Origin of the sequence: Chitinophaga niabensis, from assembly GCF_900129465.1 — a bacterium.
Classification (GTDB): domain Bacteria; phylum Bacteroidota; class Bacteroidia; order Chitinophagales; family Chitinophagaceae; genus Chitinophaga; species Chitinophaga niabensis.
This window is the reverse complement of the sequence record NZ_FSRA01000001.1, coordinates 524,496-545,497: the sequence shown is the minus strand read 5'-3', so window position 1 is coordinate 545,497 and position 21,002 is coordinate 524,496. Positions and strand designations below refer to the sequence as shown.

Genomic DNA, 21,002 nt, shown 5'->3' with positions numbered 1-21,002 from the left:
ATTATCAAATGTTAACTCAACCCAATTAACAGGCAGAATTATATCATCAAACGTTAATATTACACCACATTCAGCGCTCTCAACTGACACAACAATGACACGATTTTTTCGTAGATAAGAAGGCTTTAGCAGGAAAAGGGCGATCTGTAACACCTGGCCCCATACTCACGGTATTGGCTACACTGTAAGCCGTATATCTACGCAAAACGCTTCTCAAGCGCGATATTCAATTGGCAGACATTTTGCGAATGACTACTTTTGTCGGATAAATCGGAGTTTCCTGAGAAAAGCACGTAAAATATTGACCGTTACCCTGCTGACCCTGCTGGGTATATTGTTATTGGTCAGCATCCTCATTAATATTCCTGCGGTACAGAACGTGCTGGTGCAGCAGGTTACACAACGGATTTCCAAACAGTTACAGACCCGTGTGGAGATAGATCATGTGAACTTCCGCCTGTTTAACAGCATGCGCCTGGAAGGGGTTTATATAGAAGATCACCACAAAGACACCCTGCTGTATGCCGGCGCTCTCCAGGTGCGGATCACAGACTGGTTCTTCATCCAGGAAAAACCCATCCTCAAATTCGTGGGCCTGGAAAATGCAAAGATCAACCTCATCCGCCCCAGGAACGACTCCCTCTGGAACTACCAGTTCATTATAGATGAATTTGGCGGCAGCCCTTCCCCACAACCCAAAACCACTAAAAAATCCGGTATTTCCCTGGACCTCAAAAAGGTAGACCTCCGCAGGGTAAGCTTTAATATTATAGACGCATGGGTAGGAGAAGACATGCGGGTGTCCGCTAACCGGATCTACCTGGATGCGGAACGCCTGGACCTCCGCGCACACGATGTAATGATCAATCAACTCCTGCTGGATAAACCTGTTTTCATTGTCAGCAGCTATGCGGCCTCTCCGCTCCGGAAGAGAAGACCCAGCCTGGTACAAACACCCCGCGTACCCGCAGATACCCTCAAACCCGTACCCCTCCGCTGGAATGCGGATAACTGGAAACTGATCGTAAAATCTTTAAATATCAATGATGGCCTGTTTGGCGTAGACAACCTTCAGGACACCATCCCTTCCACTCCCGGCGAATTCGACCCTTCGCATATCCGGTTTGGAGAAATAAACCTCTCCCTTTCCAACAGCACGCTGGTAAAAGACAGCATCTATGCAGACCTGAAGCTCTCCACGAAAGAACGCAGCGGGTTTACTGTAAAACAGCTGAAGAGCCGCTTTAAAATGTCGCCGGTGGAAATGGAATTCACTAAGCTGGACCTTGTTACCAATAACAGCCACCTGCAGGATTATTACACCATGCAGTATCAGGACCTGAGTGACATGAGTGATTATGTGGATGCGGTGACCATGCGCGCCAGGTTTCACAATACCCGCATATCTTCAGACGATATTGCCTTTTTTGCACCTCCCCTCTCCTCCTGGAAAACGGAACTGATCGTTAGCGGCCGTGTAGACGGACCCGTTAGCAGGCTTTCTGCAGACAGCCTGGATGTGAAAGGAGGTAATAACACCCGTTTCAAAGGGAATGTAAACATGCGGGGGCTGCCTTATATAGATGAAACGTTCATTGACTTCTCCGCACAGGAACTAACCACCAGCGGGCAGGACCTCCGGCAATTCCTCCCCATCCTCAAAACCGTTAACACCATCCGCACAGACCTGATCACGCATCTGGCTTTCCAGGGTTCCTTCCTGGGACTGGTGAACGACTTTGTAGCCTATGGTAAGTTCCAGACCAATATGGGCAACCTGAATTCTGACCTGAACTTCAAAACAAGCAAGGATATCCCTATTTATTCGGGAAGCCTTACCGCAGATAATTTCAATGTAGGCCTTCTGCTGGATAACGATATCGTATCCAATGTTACGATGAAAGCCAAGGTGAAAGGAGAAGGCTTCAATCTTAAAACGCTGAAGGCATCTGTAGACGCTGAGATCCAGAAGATAGGGCTCCGGGGCTATGAGTATGAGAACCTGAAAACAGCCGGTGAAATGAACAGGAAATTCTTCAATGGTTCCCTTACCGTAAATGATCCTAACCTGGATATGGATTTTGCCGGTACCATCGACTTTAACAGCCGGCTCCCCATCTTCAACTTCTATTCCGAAATACGCAACAGCGATCTCAAAGCCCTGCATCTCACGGAAGACTCCATCACCCTGCAGGCTAAAGCAGACCTCAACTTTGCCGGTAGCAATATCGATAACTTCGACGGGATTGCACGGCTCTATGATGTATCTCTTTTCAAGAATAAAAGTCGTGTTGAATTTGACTCCCTCTCTGTGATCACCAATATAGAGAACAACCTCAAAACCTTACGGATCAAAGGAAACGAGATCAATGGATACGTGCAGGGAGCCTATAGTTTTATGGAGTTGCCGAATGCCTTTAAATTATTCCTGAATAAATATTATCCCAGCTTTTTTAAGTCCCCTCCTATGGCCAATGCAGGGCAGGATTTCACCTTCTCCTTCGAATTCGGGGAAGTGGATAAACTGCTGAGGGCATTTACCAACGAGATCAAAGGGCTGGACGGAACACAGGTTTCCGGTGCGCTGAACACCCTTTCCGGCCAGGTGACCTTAAATGCCGCCATCCCTTATGCAGCTTATACGGATATCGGAGTACGCAACCTGATCCTGAAAGCCAACGGAGATTTTAATAAGATCAATGTAAGCACCAGCATCGGGCAGGCCTTGTATAAAGACAGTACGATCTTTACCAATCCCCTGATCCTGGCCAGTTCCGGCAGGGATACTTCTTATGTAAAAATAGACCTGAAAGCAGAAGACACTACTTCCCTGGATGGATTCTATGCCAGGGTAGTAACAGTAGGCGACGGTGTGAAAGTGAATTTCCTGAACAGCAGCTTCACGGTGAACGGTAAACAATGGAGCATGACGCCGGGTAATGAAGTGTATTGGAGTACACATTTCCTTACCGTACAGAACCTGCGCATTTCCCGCAACGCACAAAGCATCACCATTCAAACGAACGAACACAACCCGGATGAATCCCGCTTTATCATCAGCCTGAAAGACCTGAACCTGGCAGATGTGATACCGGCAGGCATTACAGATACCCGCATAGAAGGTTTGGCCAACGGTACTATCAATGTGGATGATCCTTTCAACAGGCTCGGTGTGAACGGGGATATAAAAGCCAGTCAGCTACGGATAGATAATGACTCCCTGGGCCTGGTAAATCTCAAAGGCAGCTACGATAACCCAACCGGCCTGGTCACCTTTGATGTAAGCTCAGATAATGAGCTGGCCAGCTTCCAGGCAAAAGGCAGCGTGGGCGTTTCAGACTCCAACAGGGTACTGGATGCTACGGCAGACCTCAACAAAGCCTCCATCAGCCTGCTGGAAAAATACCTGGGCGCCTATGTGAGTAACCTTTCCGGAACGGCTACCGGGAAAGTATCGGTAACAGGTACCACAGACAAACCTTCCTTCCGGGGTTCTGTAAAGGTGGAGAATATTGGAATGAAAGTGAACTACCTGGGCACTTATTACAAGATCCCCTTACTCCATGTACATAACATGGACGATAACCTGATAGAAATGCATCCTTTCACGATGTATGATAAATACAACAACGCCGCGAAAGTAAATGGCTTTATCAGTCACCAGAACTTCTACGATATGAATTTTGAGTTCGATGTACAGTCGGACAAATTCCTGTTCCTGAACACAGGCTCCGGTGATAACAACCTGTATTACGGAGATGTGCTGGCACAGGGCCGTGTATATTTCACCGGCCCCCTGAACAACCTGGAACTGCGGGTGCTGGCCCGCCCGCTGCGTGGCACACACTTTTACCTGCCTATTTCAGACAGTAAGGATATCGGCAAACGGGATTACATCCGTTTCAAACAATATGGTACGATTAAGGAAGAACCAAAAAAGAAAAGTGACATCAAACTGAATGTGAAGATGGACATAGCGGCGAACCCGGATGCAGAAATAGATGTGATCCTGGACGCTACCACCAACGACGTGATCTCCGCCAACGGTACCGGTAACCTCACCATCAATGTGAACCTGGATGGCGACTTCACCATGTATGGTAACTACGTCATCAACAAAGGGATCTACAATTTCTCTTTTGAAAGATTTGCCAACTGGAAGTTTGATATCGACAAGAACAGTACCATCACCTGGAATGGCGATCCTGCAGAAGCAAAACTGAATATCACAGCTAAATATTCATTGCCCAAGGTGAGCCTCTACAACCTTTCAACAGAAGCGCAATTCGGTACCAGCACCAGCGGAGAGAAAGACAAGCTGAACAGGCCGGAACGGGTGGACATCCTGTTATTCCTCCGCGGCTCCCTGCTGCAACCAAATGTGAACTATGAGATCACCTTACCGGATGTAGGCTCCCTGGCTTATGAAAGTGCCATTGCCTCCCGGCTGAAAGAGATCAACCAGGACCAGAACCAGGCTTTATACCAGATCTACTTCCTGCTGGCAGCAGGCCAGTTCCAGCCACCGGATGGAGGAGGCGCCAATATTGCCATTACCGGAAAGAACAGCGTGGGGCAGGCATTGAGTGCGCAGGCTACCGCTATCCTCAATAACTTCTCCAGCACCTTCCTGAAGAATGCGGGGATTGGATTTAACGTTAACTACACCGCCTATAATTTCAATACGAATGTGAGCAATACTTTCGACAGGAACCTGGTTAGCGCAGGGATCACCAAAAACTTCTACAATAACCGTATTCAATTATATGTAGGCGGGGATTATGACTGGGGCCGTGTTTCCACTACCGCTTCCTCCCAGAACATTGCGGGAGACTTCAGGATGGAATACCTGCTTACCCCGGATGGCAGGGTACGGATCAATGCGTTCAGCAAAACGGATTATGACGCCTATTACCTGTACAACCGCACACGCAGTGGTTTGGGGCTTTCCTATGTAAGGGAATATAATGTGCTGAAGGAATTGTTCCAGGGCAGGACCAAGCGGTTATTGGGGGATAGCTTAAGGAGAGCAGCGGCTATCAGGCGGGAGGACCTGGATAGCCTGGGTAACCCGGTGAAGGACAGCCTAAAAAGATAAAGGAAGCCCCTTTTAAAAGACTTCCTTTATTATATAATCTCGTAGTAATCCCGTACCATTCCCGTATCAATCCCGTATCAATCCCGTATCCATCCCGTAGTAAGGTGGGGTACCTGTCAAAAAAACAGCCACCTGCCATATTTACCCCTTCAATATCTCGTGCCCCATTTTATCTCTCTTCGTCTTCAGGTACAATTCGTTATGCGGGTTAGGGGATACTTCAATGCCTACATTCTCCACGATTTCTAATCCGTAACCTCTCAAACCGGCTCTTTTCTTCGGATTATTGGTGATCAGCCTGATCTTGGATACTTTCATATGACGCAGGATCTGCGCCCCAACCCCATAATCCCTTTCATCCATACCAAAGCCAAGTTCCAGGTTAGCTTCCACGGTATCCCGGCCTTCTTCCTGCAGCTTATAAGCTTTCAGTTTATTCATCAGGCCAATGCCGCGGCCTTCCTGGTTCATGTATAAAATGAGTCCTTTACCTTCTTTCTCCACCATTTGCATGGCGGCCTGCAGTTGTTCCCCACAGTCGCAGCGCAGGGAATGCAGGATATCGCCGGTAAAGCAGCTGGAGTGTACCCTTGTAAGGACCGGGTCGCCCAATTCCCAGTCGCCTTTTTTCAGGGCCATGTGCATATCCCCGGAATTGAGCTGTTTGAATGCTACCAGCTCAAAGTTGCCGTATTTGGTGGGCATCTGTACCCTTACTTCTTCTTCGATCAGGGTCTCCGTGCGGAGGCGGTATTCGATGAGGTCTTTAATAGAGATCAGCTTCAGGTCGAACCTGGTAGCTATTTCCCGGAGTTCAGGGAGGCGGGCCATGGAACCATCTTCATTCATGATCTCTACCAGTACGCCGGCCGGCTCAAAGCCTGCCAGGCGGGCCAGGTCTATGGTGGCCTCTGTATGGCCGGTACGGCGGAGTACACCGCCCTGTTTGGCCCGTAAAGGGAAAATATGACCGGGTTTACCCAGCTCTTCCGGACGGGTATCCGGGTTAATGAGTGCCTGCACCGTTTTGGAACGGTCTGAGGCAGAAATACCGGTTGTGCAGCCATGCCCTAATAAGTCTACGGACACGGTGAATGGTGTTTGGTGCAAAGCTGTGTTGTCCCTTACCATCAGTTCCAGCCCCAGCTCCTCGCAGCGTTCTTCTACCAGGGGCGCGCAGATCAGGCCACGGCCATGAGTGCTCATGAAATTGATGATCTCCGGTGTTACATTCCTGGCGGCTGTGATAAAATCCCCTTCGTTCTCGCGGTCTTCATCATCCACCACAATCACCAGTTTTCCTTTCTTTATATCCTCAATGGCGGATTCAATTGTATCCAACATAATCTATAGTCTCGTTAAATAAAAAGATGGGCAAAGTTACGCTTTAAAATCGGTTTTACCCGGGATGCAGGTTAGCCCCGGTGCGGCCCCCTTACCCTTTTATCAATCCCTTCGTTAACAGAAAAACCTTTCATCCATCCTGTTATGTTTTGTTGTACCCGTGCTGCTCCTCTGCCCCGGAAACCGGCAACCCTTATTTCCTCCTGATTAAACCCTTCACGCTTCATATTAAAACAATACCAATTCGATAATCTGAAAATTCTTCACCGGTTCTTAAACGTTTCCACGCTAATCATGGTTATTCTGATAAATTATCCAAGAGTATTGAAGAAGGCTTGAAAACCCTATAGTGGTAACAATTTGTTAATTTCAAGTTAAAGTTTTAAGACCGGATTTCTTGATCTTTGCACCATCATCAAATCGTTTGTTATGGGAATCAGAAAACTACTCTATCTATGCTTGCTATTATCATGTGTTAACTCCGCCTTTGCCCAGGTGACTACCTCAGGGATAACGGGAACCATCAAAGACGCTGCTACCGGTGAAATACTGATCGGGGCAACAGTAAAAGCTGTTCACACCCCTACAGGCTCCGTTTATGGCACCACCACCCAGGAAAGTGGCCGTTATAACATTCCCAATATGCGCGTAGGTGGCCCCTATACCATCACGGTAACCTATGTTAGCTACAAAGAAGAAAAGATTGAAAATATAAACCTCCCGCTGGGTCAGACCCTCCGGCAGGATTTCAGCCTGCAAGCTGCTGCTACCGGCCTCCAGGAGGTAGTGATCAGCGGCCGCCAGGATAATACCTTCAACCCTTCCAGAACAGGTGCCGCCACCTTTATCAACAGGGACCAGCTGAATAAGCTCCCTACGCTGAGCCGCGGTATTTCCGACTTTACAAGGCTAACACCTCAGTCCGGAAAGAGCCTCAACTTCGCCGGCCGTAATGGTTTATTTAACAGCTTCACTGTGGATGGTTCTCTCTTCAGTAATGCTTTTGGTATCACTGATCTCCCCGGCGGCGGTGCTAACGCACAACCCATCAGCCTGGACGCCATTGACCAGTTACAGGTTAACCTGGCCCCTTACGATGTGAAGCTGAGCGGATTCACCGGTGCCGGTATTAATGCCGTTACCAAAGGCGGAACCAATGAAATATCCGGGTCTGTATACACCTTTATCCGCAGCAATTCCTTAACAGGAGGAAAAGTAAAAGGACAAACCGTTACAAAGGATGACTTTAACCAAACGCAGGTGGGTTTCCGCATAGGTGGCCCGATCATCAAAAACAAACTGTTCTTCTTCATCAACGGTGAAATGGAAAGGCAGGACGCTCCGGCCAGTACTTTGGTAGCCAATACAGGTACCCCAACTACGGACCCCAGGACATTACCTCCCGGCGTTTCCCTGGTGAATAAAACAGACCTTGAAACCGTGGGAAATATCCTGAGGACCAAATACAACTATGATCCGGGTGCTTACCAGGGTTTTTCTTATCCGCAGAACAACGACAAGATCACTGTACGCCTGGACTGGAACATTAACGAAAAGAATAAATTCACTTTCCGTTATTCTTATCTGAATGCATACCAGGATAAAGCACCCAGCGCCTCCAACTCCAACTCAGGCCGCGGGCAGAGTACTACTTCCATTTATTTCGAGAACATGAAATACCGCCAGTACAATAAGATCAATTCTTTTGTGGCGGAATTGAACAGTACGCTTTCCAATAAATTCTCCAATAACCTGTCTGTTACTTACAGCGCTTTCAGGGATAAAAGGGAAATATTCGGAAAACCATTCCCTGTTGTGGATATTGAACTGAACGGTTCAAACTATATCTCTTTTGGTTCTGAGCCTTTCAGTGGATTAAACACACTTAGCCAGGACCTGTTCCAGATCACTGATAATTTCAACTATTATGCCGGCAAACACACCCTTCTTTTTGGTGTCAGCGGTGAATACTTTAAATTCTCAAATGGGTTTGCTCAATTCCTGTATGGACAATACCGTTACGCTTCCCTTCAAAATTTCGTTGATGCAACCAATGGCGTAGCCGGTGTTAATCCATCACTCTATCAGCTTACTTATTCTGCTGTGAAAGGTAACCCTACCCCCACTGCAGATCTGAATACTGCCCAGTTCTCCGCATATGTGCAGGATGAATTCCAGGTAGCAGACAACTTCCGCCTCACATATGGTGTAAGACTGGATGTGCCTTTCTATCCTTCCACCCTGCAAAGCAATCCGCTCGTGAATGCCATGACATTCCGGGATGGTGAGAAACTGGATGTGAGTAAATTACCAAAAGCACAATTACTATGGTCTCCCCGTTTGGGATTCAACTGGGATGTAATGAATAACCAGAAGTTACAGATCCGTGGTGGAACTGGTATTTTCACCGGCCGGATACCGTTTGTATGGGCCGTGAACCAGGCAGGTCAGAATGGGTTGCTGTTTGGTAATGAATTCCGCAATAATCCAACAGACAGACCTTTTACTGATAATCCGAATGCTTATATCCCGGCTAATCCTTCCCTGCCACCTACCTATGCTATCAACGTGATAGACGGCGACTTCAAATATCCGCAGATCTGGCGCTCCAACCTGGCAGCAGACGTGCGTTTACCAGGTGATATCGTTGCTACGGTAGAAGGTATCTATACAAAAGACCTGAATGCAGTGTTTCACAGGGATGCGAATCTCGTTGCGCCAACCGGTACATTACCCGGCCCCGATAAACGCCCGTTATTCCCAGGCGGTAATGCCAACAGGATCAATCCATCTATTACCAATGCCATTGTGCTGGATAACGTATCCAAAGGTTATTCTTACACCTTATCCGCTCAATTGTCAAAACAATTTGATTTCGGTTTAGGTGCCATGGTAGCTTATGCTTATACAGATGCAAAGGATGTTACATCCAGCCCCGGATCACAGGCTAACAGTGCCTATGCCGGGAACCAGATTGTAGGTGATCCTAACATCCCCGTATTATCATACACCAACTTCCTCGTTAAACACCGTGTTGTTGGTACTGTAACCTATAGCGTGAAATATGCAAAATTCCTGAGCACCACGCTTGCACTGATCTATGAAGGTGCGCCTTACAATGATGGCTTCCAGAACTCACGCGTAAGTTATACTTATGGCGGTTCTGTTAACAGGGACAACAGTACTTCCAACGACCTGATATACGTGCCAAGGGATGCATCAGAGATCATCCTTATCCCGAATCAGACAAGGCCCAACACTGCCCCTGATACCCGTACGCCTGCTCAGATCTGGGACGACCTGAATGCTTTCATCAACAACAGCAAATACCTGAACAGCAGAAGAGGACAATATGCAGAAAGAAATGGTGCAGACATTCCATGGGCTAACCGCATTGATGTAAAACTGACGCAAGACCTGGATTTTGCAAAGCTGGCGCCCAAATCAAAAAGCAAACTGCAGCTTACACTTGATATCATCAACTTCGGTAACCTGCTGAACAGTGACTGGGGTGTTACACAAACCGCCAATACCTCCAGCCCGCTGGCGTTCCGCGACTTCAATGGTCCGGGTGGCCAGCCCCGCTTCTCCTTTGCAAAAGTAGATGCGCCTTTCAGAACAAACTCTGCCGTTGCTTCAAGATGGCAAATGCAGGTAGGTCTCCGTTATCTTTTCAACTAATTTTATACACAAAAAAAGCCGGGGCAATAACGCCCCGGCTTTTTTATGTACTTGTATTACACTCAGGTATTCACCACCCACTCCAGGAACCCCGGCATCACACCGGCCCAGGTATTCAGATCATGTTTACCACCTTCCACAAGTGTATATTGAATGTGTTTCCCTTTTTCATACCCTTTCTCTTCCAGTATCGCCACCAGGTCCTCCGTATCATCCACCGCATCTATCTTGCCGTTAATATTCCTGTCAGACATTTCGTCTTCTGTTCCAGCCTCAAAAAAGAAACGCAGGTCCGGATGAAAACGCCCTTCTTTTACCTGGCGGTGCATAATGCGGTGATTGGTATCCTCATTGGAAGAACGCCACCACAACGAACCGGAGAATACGCCGGCTTTGTGGAACTGTGCGGGATTGTTCCACACAATGTCCAGTGCGGATAAGCCGCCCATAGAGAACCCTCCGAAAGTTTTATCAGGAAAGCTCTGATGGTAACGCTGCTGCAGGAAAGGCAATAATTCCTTCAGGATAAAACGGGTATACAGCCCGGCTTTGCAGCCACGGCCCTGGTAATCCACATGTTTTGCCGTACCGTACTCCTGCAGCCTTTGCGGCCCTGCATGTACGGCCACTACCCATAGAGAAGGGTGAATGGTATCCTGTAATTGTTCCAGCATGGCCGGAAAACCTATCTCTGCCAGGTCCTGCCCGTCGTTCAGCAATAACAGGTGAGGCGTTTCGCGGGTATTGGCGGGCAGATAGCAATCGAAGGTCACTTCCCTTTGCAGGTAAAGTGAGTATTGGCCAAAAGATTCTTTCCTGGGAAGCATAAGCAGAAGGGTTGTACACTAAGTTAGCAAAAACAATGCTAGAGATTATGAAGAAATCGATATTTTACATGTAGAAATCCTATATGATGAATTTAGCTAAACTGATATGTGCGTTGTTACTTTTGGCCTTCTGTGAAAACACTTTTGCACAGGCGGATGATCATTGGGAATCATATATCGCATCCTACGAAAAAGGGCTGGGCATAACATTGCTGAATATGAGCCTGAAGGAAAAAGCACCGGTCAAAGACCAGGGATTTGTGCTGATCACCGGCGTTACTTTCTCTGACTGCAAAGATGGCCTCCCTACTCCTGAAATGGTGGAAACCCTGCAATCCATAGACGACGCACTGGCGCGCCAGGTAAGCTTCCTCGGAAAGACCACCTTTGCCGGCAGCTGGACGCACAATTGCGAAAGACTGCTTTATTTCTATCTCCAGGACTCCATGGATGTACGCTTTTCGCTGCAGACCTTTTACAAGGATAATTACCCGGCCTTCAAACACTACATCAATATCCGCCACGATCCTGAATGGGAAGGCTATCTGAAGTTCCTTTACCCAAATGAGATCATCCTGGAACAGCTCAATGTTTCCAAAGTACTGCTTCAGCTCGCAGAAGCAGGGGACAAACGGGATAAGGAGAGGCCGGTGGACTATAGCTTCTTTTTCCCTGATGGAAAAAACCGCAGCACATTTATTGAGCAGATGAAGCAGGAAGGGTTCCGGGTGGCAGACCAGCCTAAAAAAGTTGCCAGCAAAGACCGCCCCGGCCTGGTGACCATCTCTAAACCGGCCCTGCCCGATGCTTCCACTATCAGCGGCATGATCATTTACCTCCGTAAAAAGGCCGCCGGCCTGGGTGGTGAGTATAAAGGATGGGAAACCGTTCCCGTCAAAAACTAAATTCTCCCTGACCTTTGAGAAGCCATTATTTTTCATGAAATTCGTAGAACCTGCAATGCCCCCGGGGCATCCAAGAAATATCCTTACTATAAAGCCCGATCCCTTGACTGAAAACTATTATAAATGGCACTCTGAACATATTGGCCGGGATTTCGAAATGCTGGTCTTCGGGGATAGCGGTTACCCGCTCATCCTCTTCCCCACTTCTATGGGCCGTTATTACGAAAGCAAAGACCGCGGCCTGATAGACGCCGTAGCCTGGTACATCAATAACGGGCATGTGAAGATCTATTGCCCGGATGGCATTGATACCCAGAGCTGGTACAATAAACAGATCAGCCCCGCGGAAAGAGCACTGAACCATATGTGTTATGATGCCGTTATACTGAATGAAGTGATCCCCCGTGCCATAGCAGAAACCGGCCACCAGCGCATAGCGATGGCAGGATGCAGTTTTGGAGGGTATCATGCCGCCAATTTTGCATTCAGGCATCCGGAGTTAGTGTCCTACCTGTTCTCCATGAGTGGTTTGTTCGATATCAGTTCCAGGATAGACGGGTATTACGATGATAATGTGTATTACAACAACCCCATGGACTTCATGCCGGAAAATAAACATCCTGATCTCTGGAGAATGGGTATTGTTCTGGGCGCTGCAGAAAGGGATGTGACCCTTTCCCAGAACGAACAGTTCTCCGGCATCCTGTCTAACAAACAGATACAGCACTGGCTGGACATCAGACCCAATACCCTGCACGACTGGCCGGTATGGAGAGAGATGCTGCCACATTATTTGTCGTTCTTAAAGCCATGATCCATGATGAAAAAGATTGGAATCTTGTTTGGGCAGGAGAATACTTTCCCCCAGGCTTTTGTGGACCGCGTGAACCGCCACTGTGAACCCGGCATGCATGCGGAGTTTGTGGTGATCGATAAAGCCCTGCAGGGCCAGGCAGGAGAATATGCCGTGATCATCGACCGCATCTCCCACGACGTTCCTTTTTACCGCGCATGGCTGAAAAATGCCGCACTGGATGGTACCGCCGTTATCAACAATCCCTTCTGGTGGAGCGCAGATGAAAAGTTCTTCAACAATGCACTGGCATTAAGCCTGGACATTCCCGTTCCGAAAACCGCACTGCTGCCCTCTTTTGAATTACCCCCTGAAACCAACGCCCGCTCTTTCCGCAACCTCCGCTACCCTATGGACTGGGAGGCTATCTTTAACTATACAGGTTTCCCCGCTTACATGAAACCTTTTGCCGGTGGCGGCTGGAAGGATGTATACCGGGTGGCCGATAAAGAAGCCTTCTTCACACTCCATGCACAAACCGGGCAATCTGTGATGTTATTACAGGAAGAAATATTGTTTGAAGAATATTACCGCTGTTACTGCATTGGTGGCAAACACGTAAGGATCATGCCCTATGAGCCCCGTAACCCACCGGCAGACCGTTACAAAGCAGGCTTCCAACCCTCCGAAAAACTGTACCAGGCCATGGAACACTATGTGCTGGCACTGAACCGCGCATTGGGCTATGATTTCAATACGGTGGAACTGGCAGTACGGGATGGCATCCCTTATGCCATAGACTTCTGCAATCCTGCCCCGGATGCAGATGCTGTGTCCGTTGGTGAAGAGAATTTTGAATGGGTAGTGAACACCATGGCACAATATGCCATAGAAAGGGCCAGGGTGCAGCAATTCGGGAAAGACAACCTCACCTGGGGAACTTATCTTAAAAAATCTGTTCAACATTGATCAGATAATTCGGACATTCACACCGTAACGCAATTTTATACATGAATTTTTCAGCATTTACATTAGGCATAGAAGAGGAATACATGGTGCTGGACCCGCAAACCCGTGAACTCCGCTCCCATGAACAACGGATCGTAGAACAGGCACAAAAGGTGATCAAAGACAAAGTGAAAGCCGAAATGCACCAGGCTGTTGTGGAAGTAGGCACGCAGATCTGTGCGGATATCCACGAAGCGCGGGAGGATGTGCTCCTCTTACGTAAAACCATCCACCAGATAGCCGGTGAACTGGGATTCAGTATCGGCGCCGCAGGTACCCACCCTTTCTCCCTTTGGGAAAAACAACTGATCACAGATCATCCCCGCTATTTTGCACTGGTGAATGAAATGCAGGATGCCGCCCGCTCCAATCTCATTTTTGGCTTGCATGTGCACGTAGGGATGGAAAGCCGCGAACTGGCCATCCACATCGCCAACAGCGCCCGGTACTTTCTGCCGCATATCTTTGCCCTCAGCACCAATTCCCCCTTCTGGGAAGGGCGTAATACCGGCTTCAAATCTTTCCGCACCAAAGTGTTCGATAAATTCCCCCGCACAGGCATACCAGACTATTTTGCCAGCATAGAGGAATATGATAATTACATCAAACTACTCGTAAAGACCAATTGCATCGATAACGCCAAAAAGGTATGGTGGGACCTCCGGGTACATCCTTTCTTCAATACCGTAGAGTTCCGCATCTGCGACGTTCCGCTCACCACAGAAGAAACCATCACCCTGGCCGCGCTTTTCCAGGCGGTATGCGTGAAGATCTACAAACTGCGCATGCAGAACCTCAACTTCATTATCTATAACCGCGCCCTGGTAAATGAGAACAAATGGCGCGCATCCCGCTACGGCATAGATGGCAACCTGATAGATTTCGGGAAAGAAATGGAAGTGAACACCCGCGCCCTTATCTATGAACTGCTGGATTTTGTGGACGATGTATTGAACGACCTGGGTTCCCGTTCTGAAGTGGTAGATGGAACACAACGGATCCTGGCCATGGGTACGGGGGCGGACAAACAACTGAAGGTCTACGAAGAACAAAATGGGCTGGTTCCCGTAGTTGATTTCATACAATCCCAGTTTCTGGCGTAATTTTGCAGCATACATGAAAGTAGCCGTATTAGACCTGTACGAGGGCGTACCGAATGAAGGTATGCGCTGCATCCGCGAATTGCTGATCGATTTCGCAGAAAAGCAGCAGATCCCCCTGCAGGTAAATGAATTTGAAGTGCGCCAGCAAAAACAGGTGCCGGACCTCTCTTACGATGCATACATCTCAAGCGGCGGCCCCGGCAGCCCGGTAGACAGTGCCGGCAGCGAATGGGAAAAAGTTTATTTCAACTGGCTGAACAGTGTGCTGGCATGGAACAAAGTACCCGGTAACCGTAAAAAATATGTATTCCTGATCTGCCACTCCTTCCAGATAGTATGCAGGTATTTTGAGCTGGGGCAGGTGGTACGCCGCAAGTCTCCCGCCTTTGGTGTGTTTCCCGTACATAAAACAGCTGCAGGCCAGGAGGAGCCTTACTTTTCCGGGCTGAACGATCCCTTCTACATTGTGGATAGCCGTAACTGGCAGGTGATCAGCCCCGATGAAACAAAACTAAAGGCCATGGGTGCAACCGTGCTGGCTATTGAGAAGGAAAGGCCGCATGTACCGCTTGAACGGGCTACCATGGCCATCCGCTTCAATGAATACATGACCGGTACGCAATTCCATCCTGAAGCAGATGCCGTTGGCATGCGCAAATACCTCATGTCTCCTGCCAAAAAGAAAAGGGTAACAGAAGAACATGGTGCAGAGAAGTATCATAACATGCTGGAACTACTCATGGAGCCGGATAAGATCCTGCTCACCCACGATACCCTGCTGCCTGATTTCCTGCAGGACGCACTGCAACACCTGTATACTAAAATCATCTCATGATCCCTGCTATCCGTCAGCAATATAACAGCCAATTCAGCGCCGGCGCATACCACGCGCTGCTGCAGTCACTTACAGATATCACCGGCATTACCCCATCTTTTCGCGTAGCAGAAACACCCGTATTTGTGCCTGCTGCCCTTAAGCAGCAGCTGATCGCAGCAGGGGATGCAGTGATAGAGGTGATACGCAGGAAAGATTTCAATACGCTCACGGAAATGGCTATCCCGAAAGGACAGGTAGTACCGCAACAGGATGCACATCCGCAATTTGTGATCGTGGATTTTGCCGTTACGCAGGATGAAACAGGCGCCTTATCCCCTCAACTCATAGAACTGCAGGGATTCCCCAGCCTCTTTGGATTCCAGGAACTGCTCGCTGCACAATACCGGCAGCACTTTGATATACCTTCATCCCTGAACAACTTCCTCAGTGGCATGGATGCTGCGCAATATGAAGCACTGCTCCGCAGGACCATCCTCAATGGGCATGATCCCAAAGAAGTGATCCTGCTGGAAGTTTTGCCACAGCAACAAAAAACACTGATCGATTTTGTACGAACAGAACAGCTGCTGGGCATACCCACAGTTTGCGTATCGGCCCTGGTACTGGAAGGGAAGAAGCTCTATTATGAAAAGGATGGTGAAAAGTTACCGGTGAAACGCATCTATAACCGCATGATTGCCGAAGACCTGGAAAAACACCGGGAAGAACTGGGTACCCTGATCAATTTCCAGCATGAAATAGACGTGGAATGGGTTACGCATCCCAACTGGTATTACCGCATCAGCAAATTCCTGCTGCCATATATCCAGGGAGATCATGCGCCGAAAGCAGGTTTCCTTCATGAGATACCGGTGTTGCCCAAAGACCTGGAGAATTATGTATTAAAACCCCTGTTCTCTTTTGCAGGGCAGGGTGTGATCATTGATCCCACACCTGCAGATATAGATGCCATAAAAGATCCTGAGAACTGGATATTACAGCAGAAGGTAAATTACGCACCCGTGATCAAAACGCCCAGCGGCCCCGCCAAATGTGAGGTCCGCCTGATGTATTGCTGGCCGGATGATGCAGCGGATCCTATCCTTACACATAACCTGGCCAGGCTCAGCAAAGGGAAAATGATAGGCGTGAATTATAATGCGGATAAAGACTGGGTAGGTGGAAGCAGCTGCTTCTTTGAATAAGTCATAAAACACCCTCCATATGCAACGTTTAAACATCAGTTCAGGAGCGCCCTGGGAAGCGAAAGTTGGTTATTCCCGCGCAGTGAGGATCGGTAATGTGGTGGAAGTATCCGGCACGGTTTCCCAGGACGGGGATAAAGTGATCGGTATCAACGATCCTTATGAACAAACAAAACATGCCCTTGCCAAAATTGAAGCGGCATTGGTGAAAGCAGGCGCTTCGCTGCATGATGTGATACGTACGCGTATATACGTAACCGATATCTCTCAATGGGAAAAGATCGGGCGTGCGCATGGGGAATTCTTTCAGGCTATCAGGCCGGCAACCACAATGGTGGAAGTGAGTAAGCTTATCAGCCCGGAACTACTGGTGGAGATTGAGGCCACTGCCATTGTACCTTCTTCCAAAGCATAAAAAAGGCCGCTCTGTTAAAGCGGCCTTTTAAATTATTTAATGACTTCGCGCCATCTCATCATTCCTCCCTGCAGGTTCACTACATTACTGAACCCCATGGTTTCCAGCAGCATGGCTGCCTGACCACTGCGGTTACCGCTTTTGCAGTAAACGATCACTTCTTTATCTTTCAGGTCTTCAATTTCATCTATCTGCATCGCACGCACGTCGCCAAGCGGTATCAGAATTCCACCGATGTTGAATTCCGCATGCTCATGTGGTTCACGAACGTCCACGATGTTCAGCGCCTCACCATTATCCATACGCTGCTTCAGTTCTTCTGCTGTTATGTTTTGCATGATGCTTTTATTTTTTACAAAGATAATATATTAGTTTTCTTCAGCCGGTTTCTGCACCGGGGCCACGGCACTGTCTTTCACCGGGCGGGTGGCAGAGAGCCAGAGGTCTACACTTTCACCGGCGCGGATCAGGTTCAGCTCGTGCAGTTCATTCCTGCGGGCAGGGCTTTGTTTGAACACAAAAGCACCCAGGGTATCTGTTACACCACCGTCTATCAGCACCGTGCCGATATTGAGGTTGCTGGCGGCCAGTACTTCCTTCGCTTCCATATAAGTGAGCCCCACTATTTCCGGTACCGGGTTTTCCATGCTGCCCGTACCGCTGCTCAGCACAAGGGTGATGTTACTCCCCTCGGGAATTTCCTTCCCGGGTTTGATAGGTTTGCCGTTCAGCAATTGCTGTAATACTGTATTAGTAGCAAAATCAGGTTTATAGATCGTATCCCCGATATTCAGGCGGCGGGCACGCAGCGTCATCTCCGCACTGCGGAAGGTAAGGCCTTCCAGGTCAGGCATCGGTACCATGGGCGGCACCACTTTGTTGACAGTGAGGTACACTGTACGGCCCACCTTTACCACATCCCCGCGTTCGGGTGTTTGCTCATATACCAGCAATGCCGGCATGGTATCGATGTAAATGGAATCCCGCACTTCCACATCGAACCCCAGCTTTTCCAGGGCTGCCATGGCGTCTTTAATACTTTTACCCCTTATATCCGGTACGGTCACCACCTCGCCATGACGGGTGAAGAAACCGAGCGAACCAAAGAAGATGATGCCGATCAGCACAATTAACCCGATGATGACCAGCAGGTTATAGCCAAAGGAGCGTTTAGTGATCTTATCGAATAGTTTCATAGTTTGTATGGATAGATGCCTTATTTTATTGATTGCTTAGGCATTCTTCAATAAGCATGCCGTAAAACGCCTGTAAAGTCATGCCTGCAGCGCGTACCTGCTGAGGCACCAGGCTGTTCTCACTCTGGCCCGGCATGGTGTTTATTTCCAGGAAATACACATTCCCGGTTCCTTCTTCCAGTATAAAATCTGCCCTTACAATGCCTTTGCAATTCAGGCGGTGATATAACTCCTTACCGGCAGTGCGGATATGTTCCGCCGCCGCTTCCGGAATTTCAGCGGGGGTTACCTCATTGGTGATCCCCGGCGTGTATTTCGCTTCATAATCAAAGAATTCCTTGGTGCTGCGGATCTCCGTGAGCGGCAATACATGCAGCTGGCCTTTGGCAAAGAACATTCCGCAGGTCACCTCCGTGCCTTTGATGAATTCTTCTATCAATACCTGGTTATCTTCTTTAAACGCTTTGATGATCGCCGGTTCCAGCTCCTCCGCTTTATTCACTTTGCTCATGCCGATGCTGCTGCCACCTTCTGCGGGTTTCACAAATACAGGCAAACGCAATTGCTGCAGGATAGCGGTGGTATCATACGGCTTATTCCGGAAGATATGCGCGGAACGGCTCACTTTCACCACATCCAGTGCGGCCACTACCTTATTGCAATAGCTTTTGTTGAAAGTAAGTGCGGAAGTGACCATACCGCAGCTGGTGTACGGGATATCCAGCATTTCAAAATAACCCTGCAGGCGGCCATCTTCTCCCGGTGTACCATGAATACCAATGAACACCGCATCGAACACAATCTTCTTTCCGGCGATATTGAGGCTGAAATCATTCTTATCTATTGCATATACAGTACCATCAGGGGCCGTGTAATTCCACCCTTCCCTGGTGATAATGATCTTGTAAACAGTGTACAAAGCAGCATCGATGTTCTTTTCGATCACTGCGGCGCTCTGAACGGATATTACATATTCTCCGGAATATCCGCCGGCTACCAGGGCTATATTTTTCATCATAAAGACATTAACAGTAAGGCAGCAAAAATAAGAAGGTAAATGAGTAAAAAAAATCCGGCCTGGAATAACCTGGCCGGACGGGTATGATCAACTTGTCATTTGCAGCTTAAAGATGCAACCTGGATTTCTTCTCCATCAGGTCGTCTACTGTTTCCTGGTACATTTCATCAGGCACACAGCAGTCTACCGGGCAAACGGCCGCACATTGAGGTTCCTCATGGAAACCCTGGCATTCTGTACATTTATTGGGAACAATATAATAAGTATCCACACTTACAGGCGCATTACGCTGATCAGCATCTATTACCGATCCGTCCATCAGTGTAAAGGATCCTTTAACGGTAGTACCATCAGCCATTGCCCACTCTACACCGCCTTCATAAATGGCATTATTTGGGCATTCGGGTTCACATGCGCCGCAGTTTATACATTCGTCTGTTATCTTAATTGCCATGTTTCAAACTTTTTGTTTAGGTAGTAAGCCATTAATTTTGCTTCAAAAATAGAATATCTTCAATTAAAAATACTCAATTTATTTTCCGGGAAATGATGGAATTATCGCAAAAATTAACAGCACTGCAGCGCCTGGGAGCGTATATGAGCGGTCAGGGTACGGAAGAAGAGCGGGAAACGCTGCAGGAAGTGAAGCAGCGGGCGTATGTGCAAAATGGCTGGTTTACCCCGGAATTCATTGACCTGGCCATCCGTAATATCTGCCAATATTACCTGGATAAGGCCCAATTGGAGCAATGGCTGGATAAATATCCCGGATTCGGGCAACCCGCCCGGCAAAAAAAAGTGGGGATCGTAGCCGCAGGGAATATTCCCCTGGTAGGGTTCCACGATTGGCTGACCGGTTTCCTCAGCGGGCATGAGGTCCGTATTAAACTCTCCTCGAAAGACAATGTGCTGCTTCCCCACCTCCTGAACAAGCTGCAGGAATGGTATCCCGGGGCCGCAGCATACACATCCGTACAGGATATGCTGAAAGACTGCGATGCCTACATCGCTACCGGCAGCAACAACTCTGCACGCTACTTCAACTATTATTTCGCCAAATACCCCCATATCATCCGCCGGAACCGTACATCCGTTGCCATACTTCAGGGCAATGAAACCCGGGAAGAACTGGAAGCCCTGGCAGATGACGTGATGTTATACTTCGGATTAGGCTGCAGGAACGTAACCAAAGTGTATGTACCGGAAGGATATACATTCGGCCCCCTGCTGGAAGCATTCACAAAGTATGCGTATATGGCGGACCACAATAAGTACAAGAACAACTTCGACTACAACCTCGCGCTGTTCCTCCTCAATACAACACCCTGCCTTACGAACGACAGCATACTGCTGCAGGAGAACGAAAGCATCTTCTCTCCCATCAGCGTACTGCACTACGGGTATTACAGCAACCGGGAGGAACTGGAAGCACAACTCAGGGAAAATGAAGATCTCCAATGCCTGGTGGCAAAGGATGCTATTCCATTTGGCCAGGCGCAGAAACCTTCGCTGAATGATTATGCAGATGGCGTGGATACCGCGGCCTTCCTGCGTTCCCTCTAACAAAATGACATTAATGATTGTTATACTGA

16 protein-coding genes are annotated in these 21,002 nt (G+C 48.4%); 10 read left to right on the top strand and 6 right to left on the bottom strand.

Features of this window, described 5'->3' with window-relative positions:
• Window positions 1-301 precede the first annotated feature (301 nt).
• Window positions 302-5,098 (top strand): translocation/assembly module TamB domain-containing protein, encoded by a 4,797-nt coding sequence (locus BUR42_RS02195; RefSeq protein WP_074237526.1) that lies wholly within the window; start codon window positions 302-304, stop codon window positions 5,096-5,098.
• A gap of 141 nt (window positions 5,099-5,239) precedes the next feature.
• Here the strand turns inward: BUR42_RS02195 and BUR42_RS02190 are convergent, their stop codons facing one another.
• Window positions 5,240-6,442, bottom strand: a complete 1,203-nt coding sequence (locus BUR42_RS02190; RefSeq protein ID WP_074237525.1) for a bifunctional 3,4-dihydroxy-2-butanone-4-phosphate synthase/GTP cyclohydrolase II — start codon at window positions 6,440-6,442, stop codon at window positions 5,240-5,242.
• Between the two features lie 429 nt (window positions 6,443-6,871).
• Here BUR42_RS02190 and BUR42_RS02185 point away from each other — a divergent pair, with 429 nt between their 5' ends.
• The gene (locus BUR42_RS02185; RefSeq protein WP_074237524.1) at window positions 6,872-10,123 is read left to right on the top strand and encodes a TonB-dependent receptor; all 3,252 of its coding nucleotides are present in this window, start codon (window positions 6,872-6,874) and stop codon (window positions 10,121-10,123) included.
• A gap of 62 nt (window positions 10,124-10,185) precedes the next feature.
• Here the strand turns inward: BUR42_RS02185 and BUR42_RS02180 are convergent, their stop codons facing one another.
• Complete coding sequence (locus BUR42_RS02180; protein ID WP_074237523.1) at window positions 10,186-10,950, bottom strand: alpha/beta hydrolase; 765 nt, start codon at window positions 10,948-10,950, stop codon at window positions 10,186-10,188.
• An 86-nt stretch (window positions 10,951-11,036) separates the two neighbouring features.
• Between BUR42_RS02180 and BUR42_RS02175 the strand changes: the two genes are divergently transcribed.
• From BUR42_RS02175 to BUR42_RS02145, 7 genes are read left to right on the top strand one after another with little or no spacing between them, the layout of a single operon-like run.
• The gene (locus tag BUR42_RS02175; protein WP_159442197.1) at window positions 11,037-11,855 is read left to right on the top strand and encodes a DUF695 domain-containing protein; all 819 of its coding nucleotides are present in this window, start codon (window positions 11,037-11,039) and stop codon (window positions 11,853-11,855) included.
• A 34-nt stretch (window positions 11,856-11,889) separates the two neighbouring features.
• Window positions 11,890-12,669, top strand: coding sequence for an esterase family protein (locus BUR42_RS02170; RefSeq protein ID WP_234979593.1), 780 nt, complete (start codon window positions 11,890-11,892; stop codon window positions 12,667-12,669).
• Window positions 12,670-12,675: 6 nt separating this feature from the next.
• Complete coding sequence (locus BUR42_RS02165) at window positions 12,676-13,617, top strand: ATP-grasp domain-containing protein (protein ID WP_074240390.1); 942 nt, start codon at window positions 12,676-12,678, stop codon at window positions 13,615-13,617.
• A 41-nt stretch (window positions 13,618-13,658) separates the two neighbouring features.
• Entirely contained in the window at window positions 13,659-14,759 is a 1,101-nt protein-coding gene (locus BUR42_RS02160) for a carboxylate-amine ligase (protein WP_074237521.1), read from the top strand.
• A gap of 13 nt (window positions 14,760-14,772) precedes the next feature.
• Window positions 14,773-15,594: a type 1 glutamine amidotransferase gene (locus BUR42_RS02155; RefSeq protein ID WP_074237520.1), complete on the top strand. Its 822-nt coding sequence runs from the start codon at window positions 14,773-14,775 to the stop codon at window positions 15,592-15,594.
• The gene (locus tag BUR42_RS02150; RefSeq protein WP_074237519.1) at window positions 15,591-16,781 is read left to right on the top strand and encodes a hypothetical protein; all 1,191 of its coding nucleotides are present in this window, start codon (window positions 15,591-15,593) and stop codon (window positions 16,779-16,781) included. The genes BUR42_RS02155 and BUR42_RS02150 overlap by 4 nt, the downstream gene beginning before the upstream one ends.
• 19 nt (window positions 16,782-16,800) lie before the next feature.
• Window positions 16,801-17,196: a RidA family protein gene (locus BUR42_RS02145; RefSeq protein ID WP_074237518.1), complete on the top strand. Its 396-nt coding sequence runs from the start codon at window positions 16,801-16,803 to the stop codon at window positions 17,194-17,196.
• Between the two features lie 32 nt (window positions 17,197-17,228).
• Here BUR42_RS02145 and BUR42_RS02140 read toward each other — a convergent pair whose 3' ends face one another.
• The 4 genes from BUR42_RS02140 to BUR42_RS02125 all read right to left on the bottom strand — a co-directional run bounded on the left by BUR42_RS02140 (window position 17,229) and on the right by BUR42_RS02125 (window position 19,864).
• Window positions 17,229-17,534: a rhodanese-like domain-containing protein gene (locus BUR42_RS02140; protein ID WP_074237517.1), complete on the bottom strand. Its 306-nt coding sequence runs from the start codon at window positions 17,532-17,534 to the stop codon at window positions 17,229-17,231.
• Between the two features lie 30 nt (window positions 17,535-17,564).
• Window positions 17,565-18,392, bottom strand: coding sequence for a PASTA domain-containing protein (locus tag BUR42_RS02135; protein ID WP_074237516.1), 828 nt, complete (start codon window positions 18,390-18,392; stop codon window positions 17,565-17,567).
• Between the two features lie 25 nt (window positions 18,393-18,417).
• A complete protein-coding gene (locus BUR42_RS02130) occupies window positions 18,418-19,407 on the bottom strand; it encodes a D-alanine--D-alanine ligase (RefSeq protein WP_234979592.1) in 990 nt (329 codons plus the stop codon).
• A 109-nt stretch (window positions 19,408-19,516) separates the two neighbouring features.
• Window positions 19,517-19,864, bottom strand: coding sequence for a 4Fe-4S dicluster domain-containing protein (locus tag BUR42_RS02125; RefSeq protein ID WP_074237514.1), 348 nt, complete (start codon window positions 19,862-19,864; stop codon window positions 19,517-19,519).
• 92 nt (window positions 19,865-19,956) lie between these two features.
• Between BUR42_RS02125 and BUR42_RS02120 the strand changes: the two genes are divergently transcribed.
• Complete coding sequence (locus BUR42_RS02120; RefSeq protein ID WP_234979591.1) at window positions 19,957-20,973, top strand: acyl-CoA reductase; 1,017 nt, start codon at window positions 19,957-19,959, stop codon at window positions 20,971-20,973.
• Window positions 20,974-21,002 lie beyond the last annotated feature (29 nt).

What these genes read in the sequence shown, in the direction of transcription:
- BUR42_RS02190 (WP_074237525.1), bottom strand. Translation starts at nt 6,442, where the DNA reads ATGTTGGATACAATTGAATCCGCCATTGAGGATATAAAGAAAGGAAAA.
- BUR42_RS02185 (WP_074237524.1), top strand. Translation starts at nt 6,872, where the DNA reads ATGGGAATCAGAAAACTACTCTATCTATGCTTGCTATTATCATGTGTT.
- BUR42_RS02180 (WP_074237523.1), bottom strand. Translation starts at nt 10,950, where the DNA reads ATGCTTCCCAGGAAAGAATCTTTTGGCCAATACTCACTTTACCTGCAA.
- BUR42_RS02175 (WP_159442197.1), top strand. Translation starts at nt 11,037, where the DNA reads ATGAATTTAGCTAAACTGATATGTGCGTTGTTACTTTTGGCCTTCTGT.
- BUR42_RS02170 (WP_234979593.1), top strand. Translation starts at nt 11,890, where the DNA reads ATGAAATTCGTAGAACCTGCAATGCCCCCGGGGCATCCAAGAAATATC.
- BUR42_RS02165 (WP_074240390.1), top strand. Translation starts at nt 12,676, where the DNA reads ATGAAAAAGATTGGAATCTTGTTTGGGCAGGAGAATACTTTCCCCCAG.
- BUR42_RS02160 (WP_074237521.1), top strand. Translation starts at nt 13,659, where the DNA reads ATGAATTTTTCAGCATTTACATTAGGCATAGAAGAGGAATACATGGTG.
- BUR42_RS02155 (WP_074237520.1), top strand. Translation starts at nt 14,773, where the DNA reads ATGAAAGTAGCCGTATTAGACCTGTACGAGGGCGTACCGAATGAAGGT.
- BUR42_RS02150 (WP_074237519.1), top strand. Translation starts at nt 15,591, where the DNA reads ATGATCCCTGCTATCCGTCAGCAATATAACAGCCAATTCAGCGCCGGC.
- BUR42_RS02145 (WP_074237518.1), top strand. Translation starts at nt 16,801, where the DNA reads ATGCAACGTTTAAACATCAGTTCAGGAGCGCCCTGGGAAGCGAAAGTT.
- BUR42_RS02140 (WP_074237517.1), bottom strand. Translation starts at nt 17,534, where the DNA reads ATGCAAAACATAACAGCAGAAGAACTGAAGCAGCGTATGGATAATGGT.
- BUR42_RS02135 (WP_074237516.1), bottom strand. Translation starts at nt 18,392, where the DNA reads ATGAAACTATTCGATAAGATCACTAAACGCTCCTTTGGCTATAACCTG.
- BUR42_RS02130 (WP_234979592.1), bottom strand. Translation starts at nt 19,407, where the DNA reads ATGAAAAATATAGCCCTGGTAGCCGGCGGATATTCCGGAGAATATGTA.
- BUR42_RS02125 (WP_074237514.1), bottom strand. Translation starts at nt 19,864, where the DNA reads ATGGCAATTAAGATAACAGACGAATGTATAAACTGCGGCGCATGTGAA.
- BUR42_RS02120 (WP_234979591.1), top strand. Translation starts at nt 19,957, where the DNA reads ATGATGGAATTATCGCAAAAATTAACAGCACTGCAGCGCCTGGGAGCG.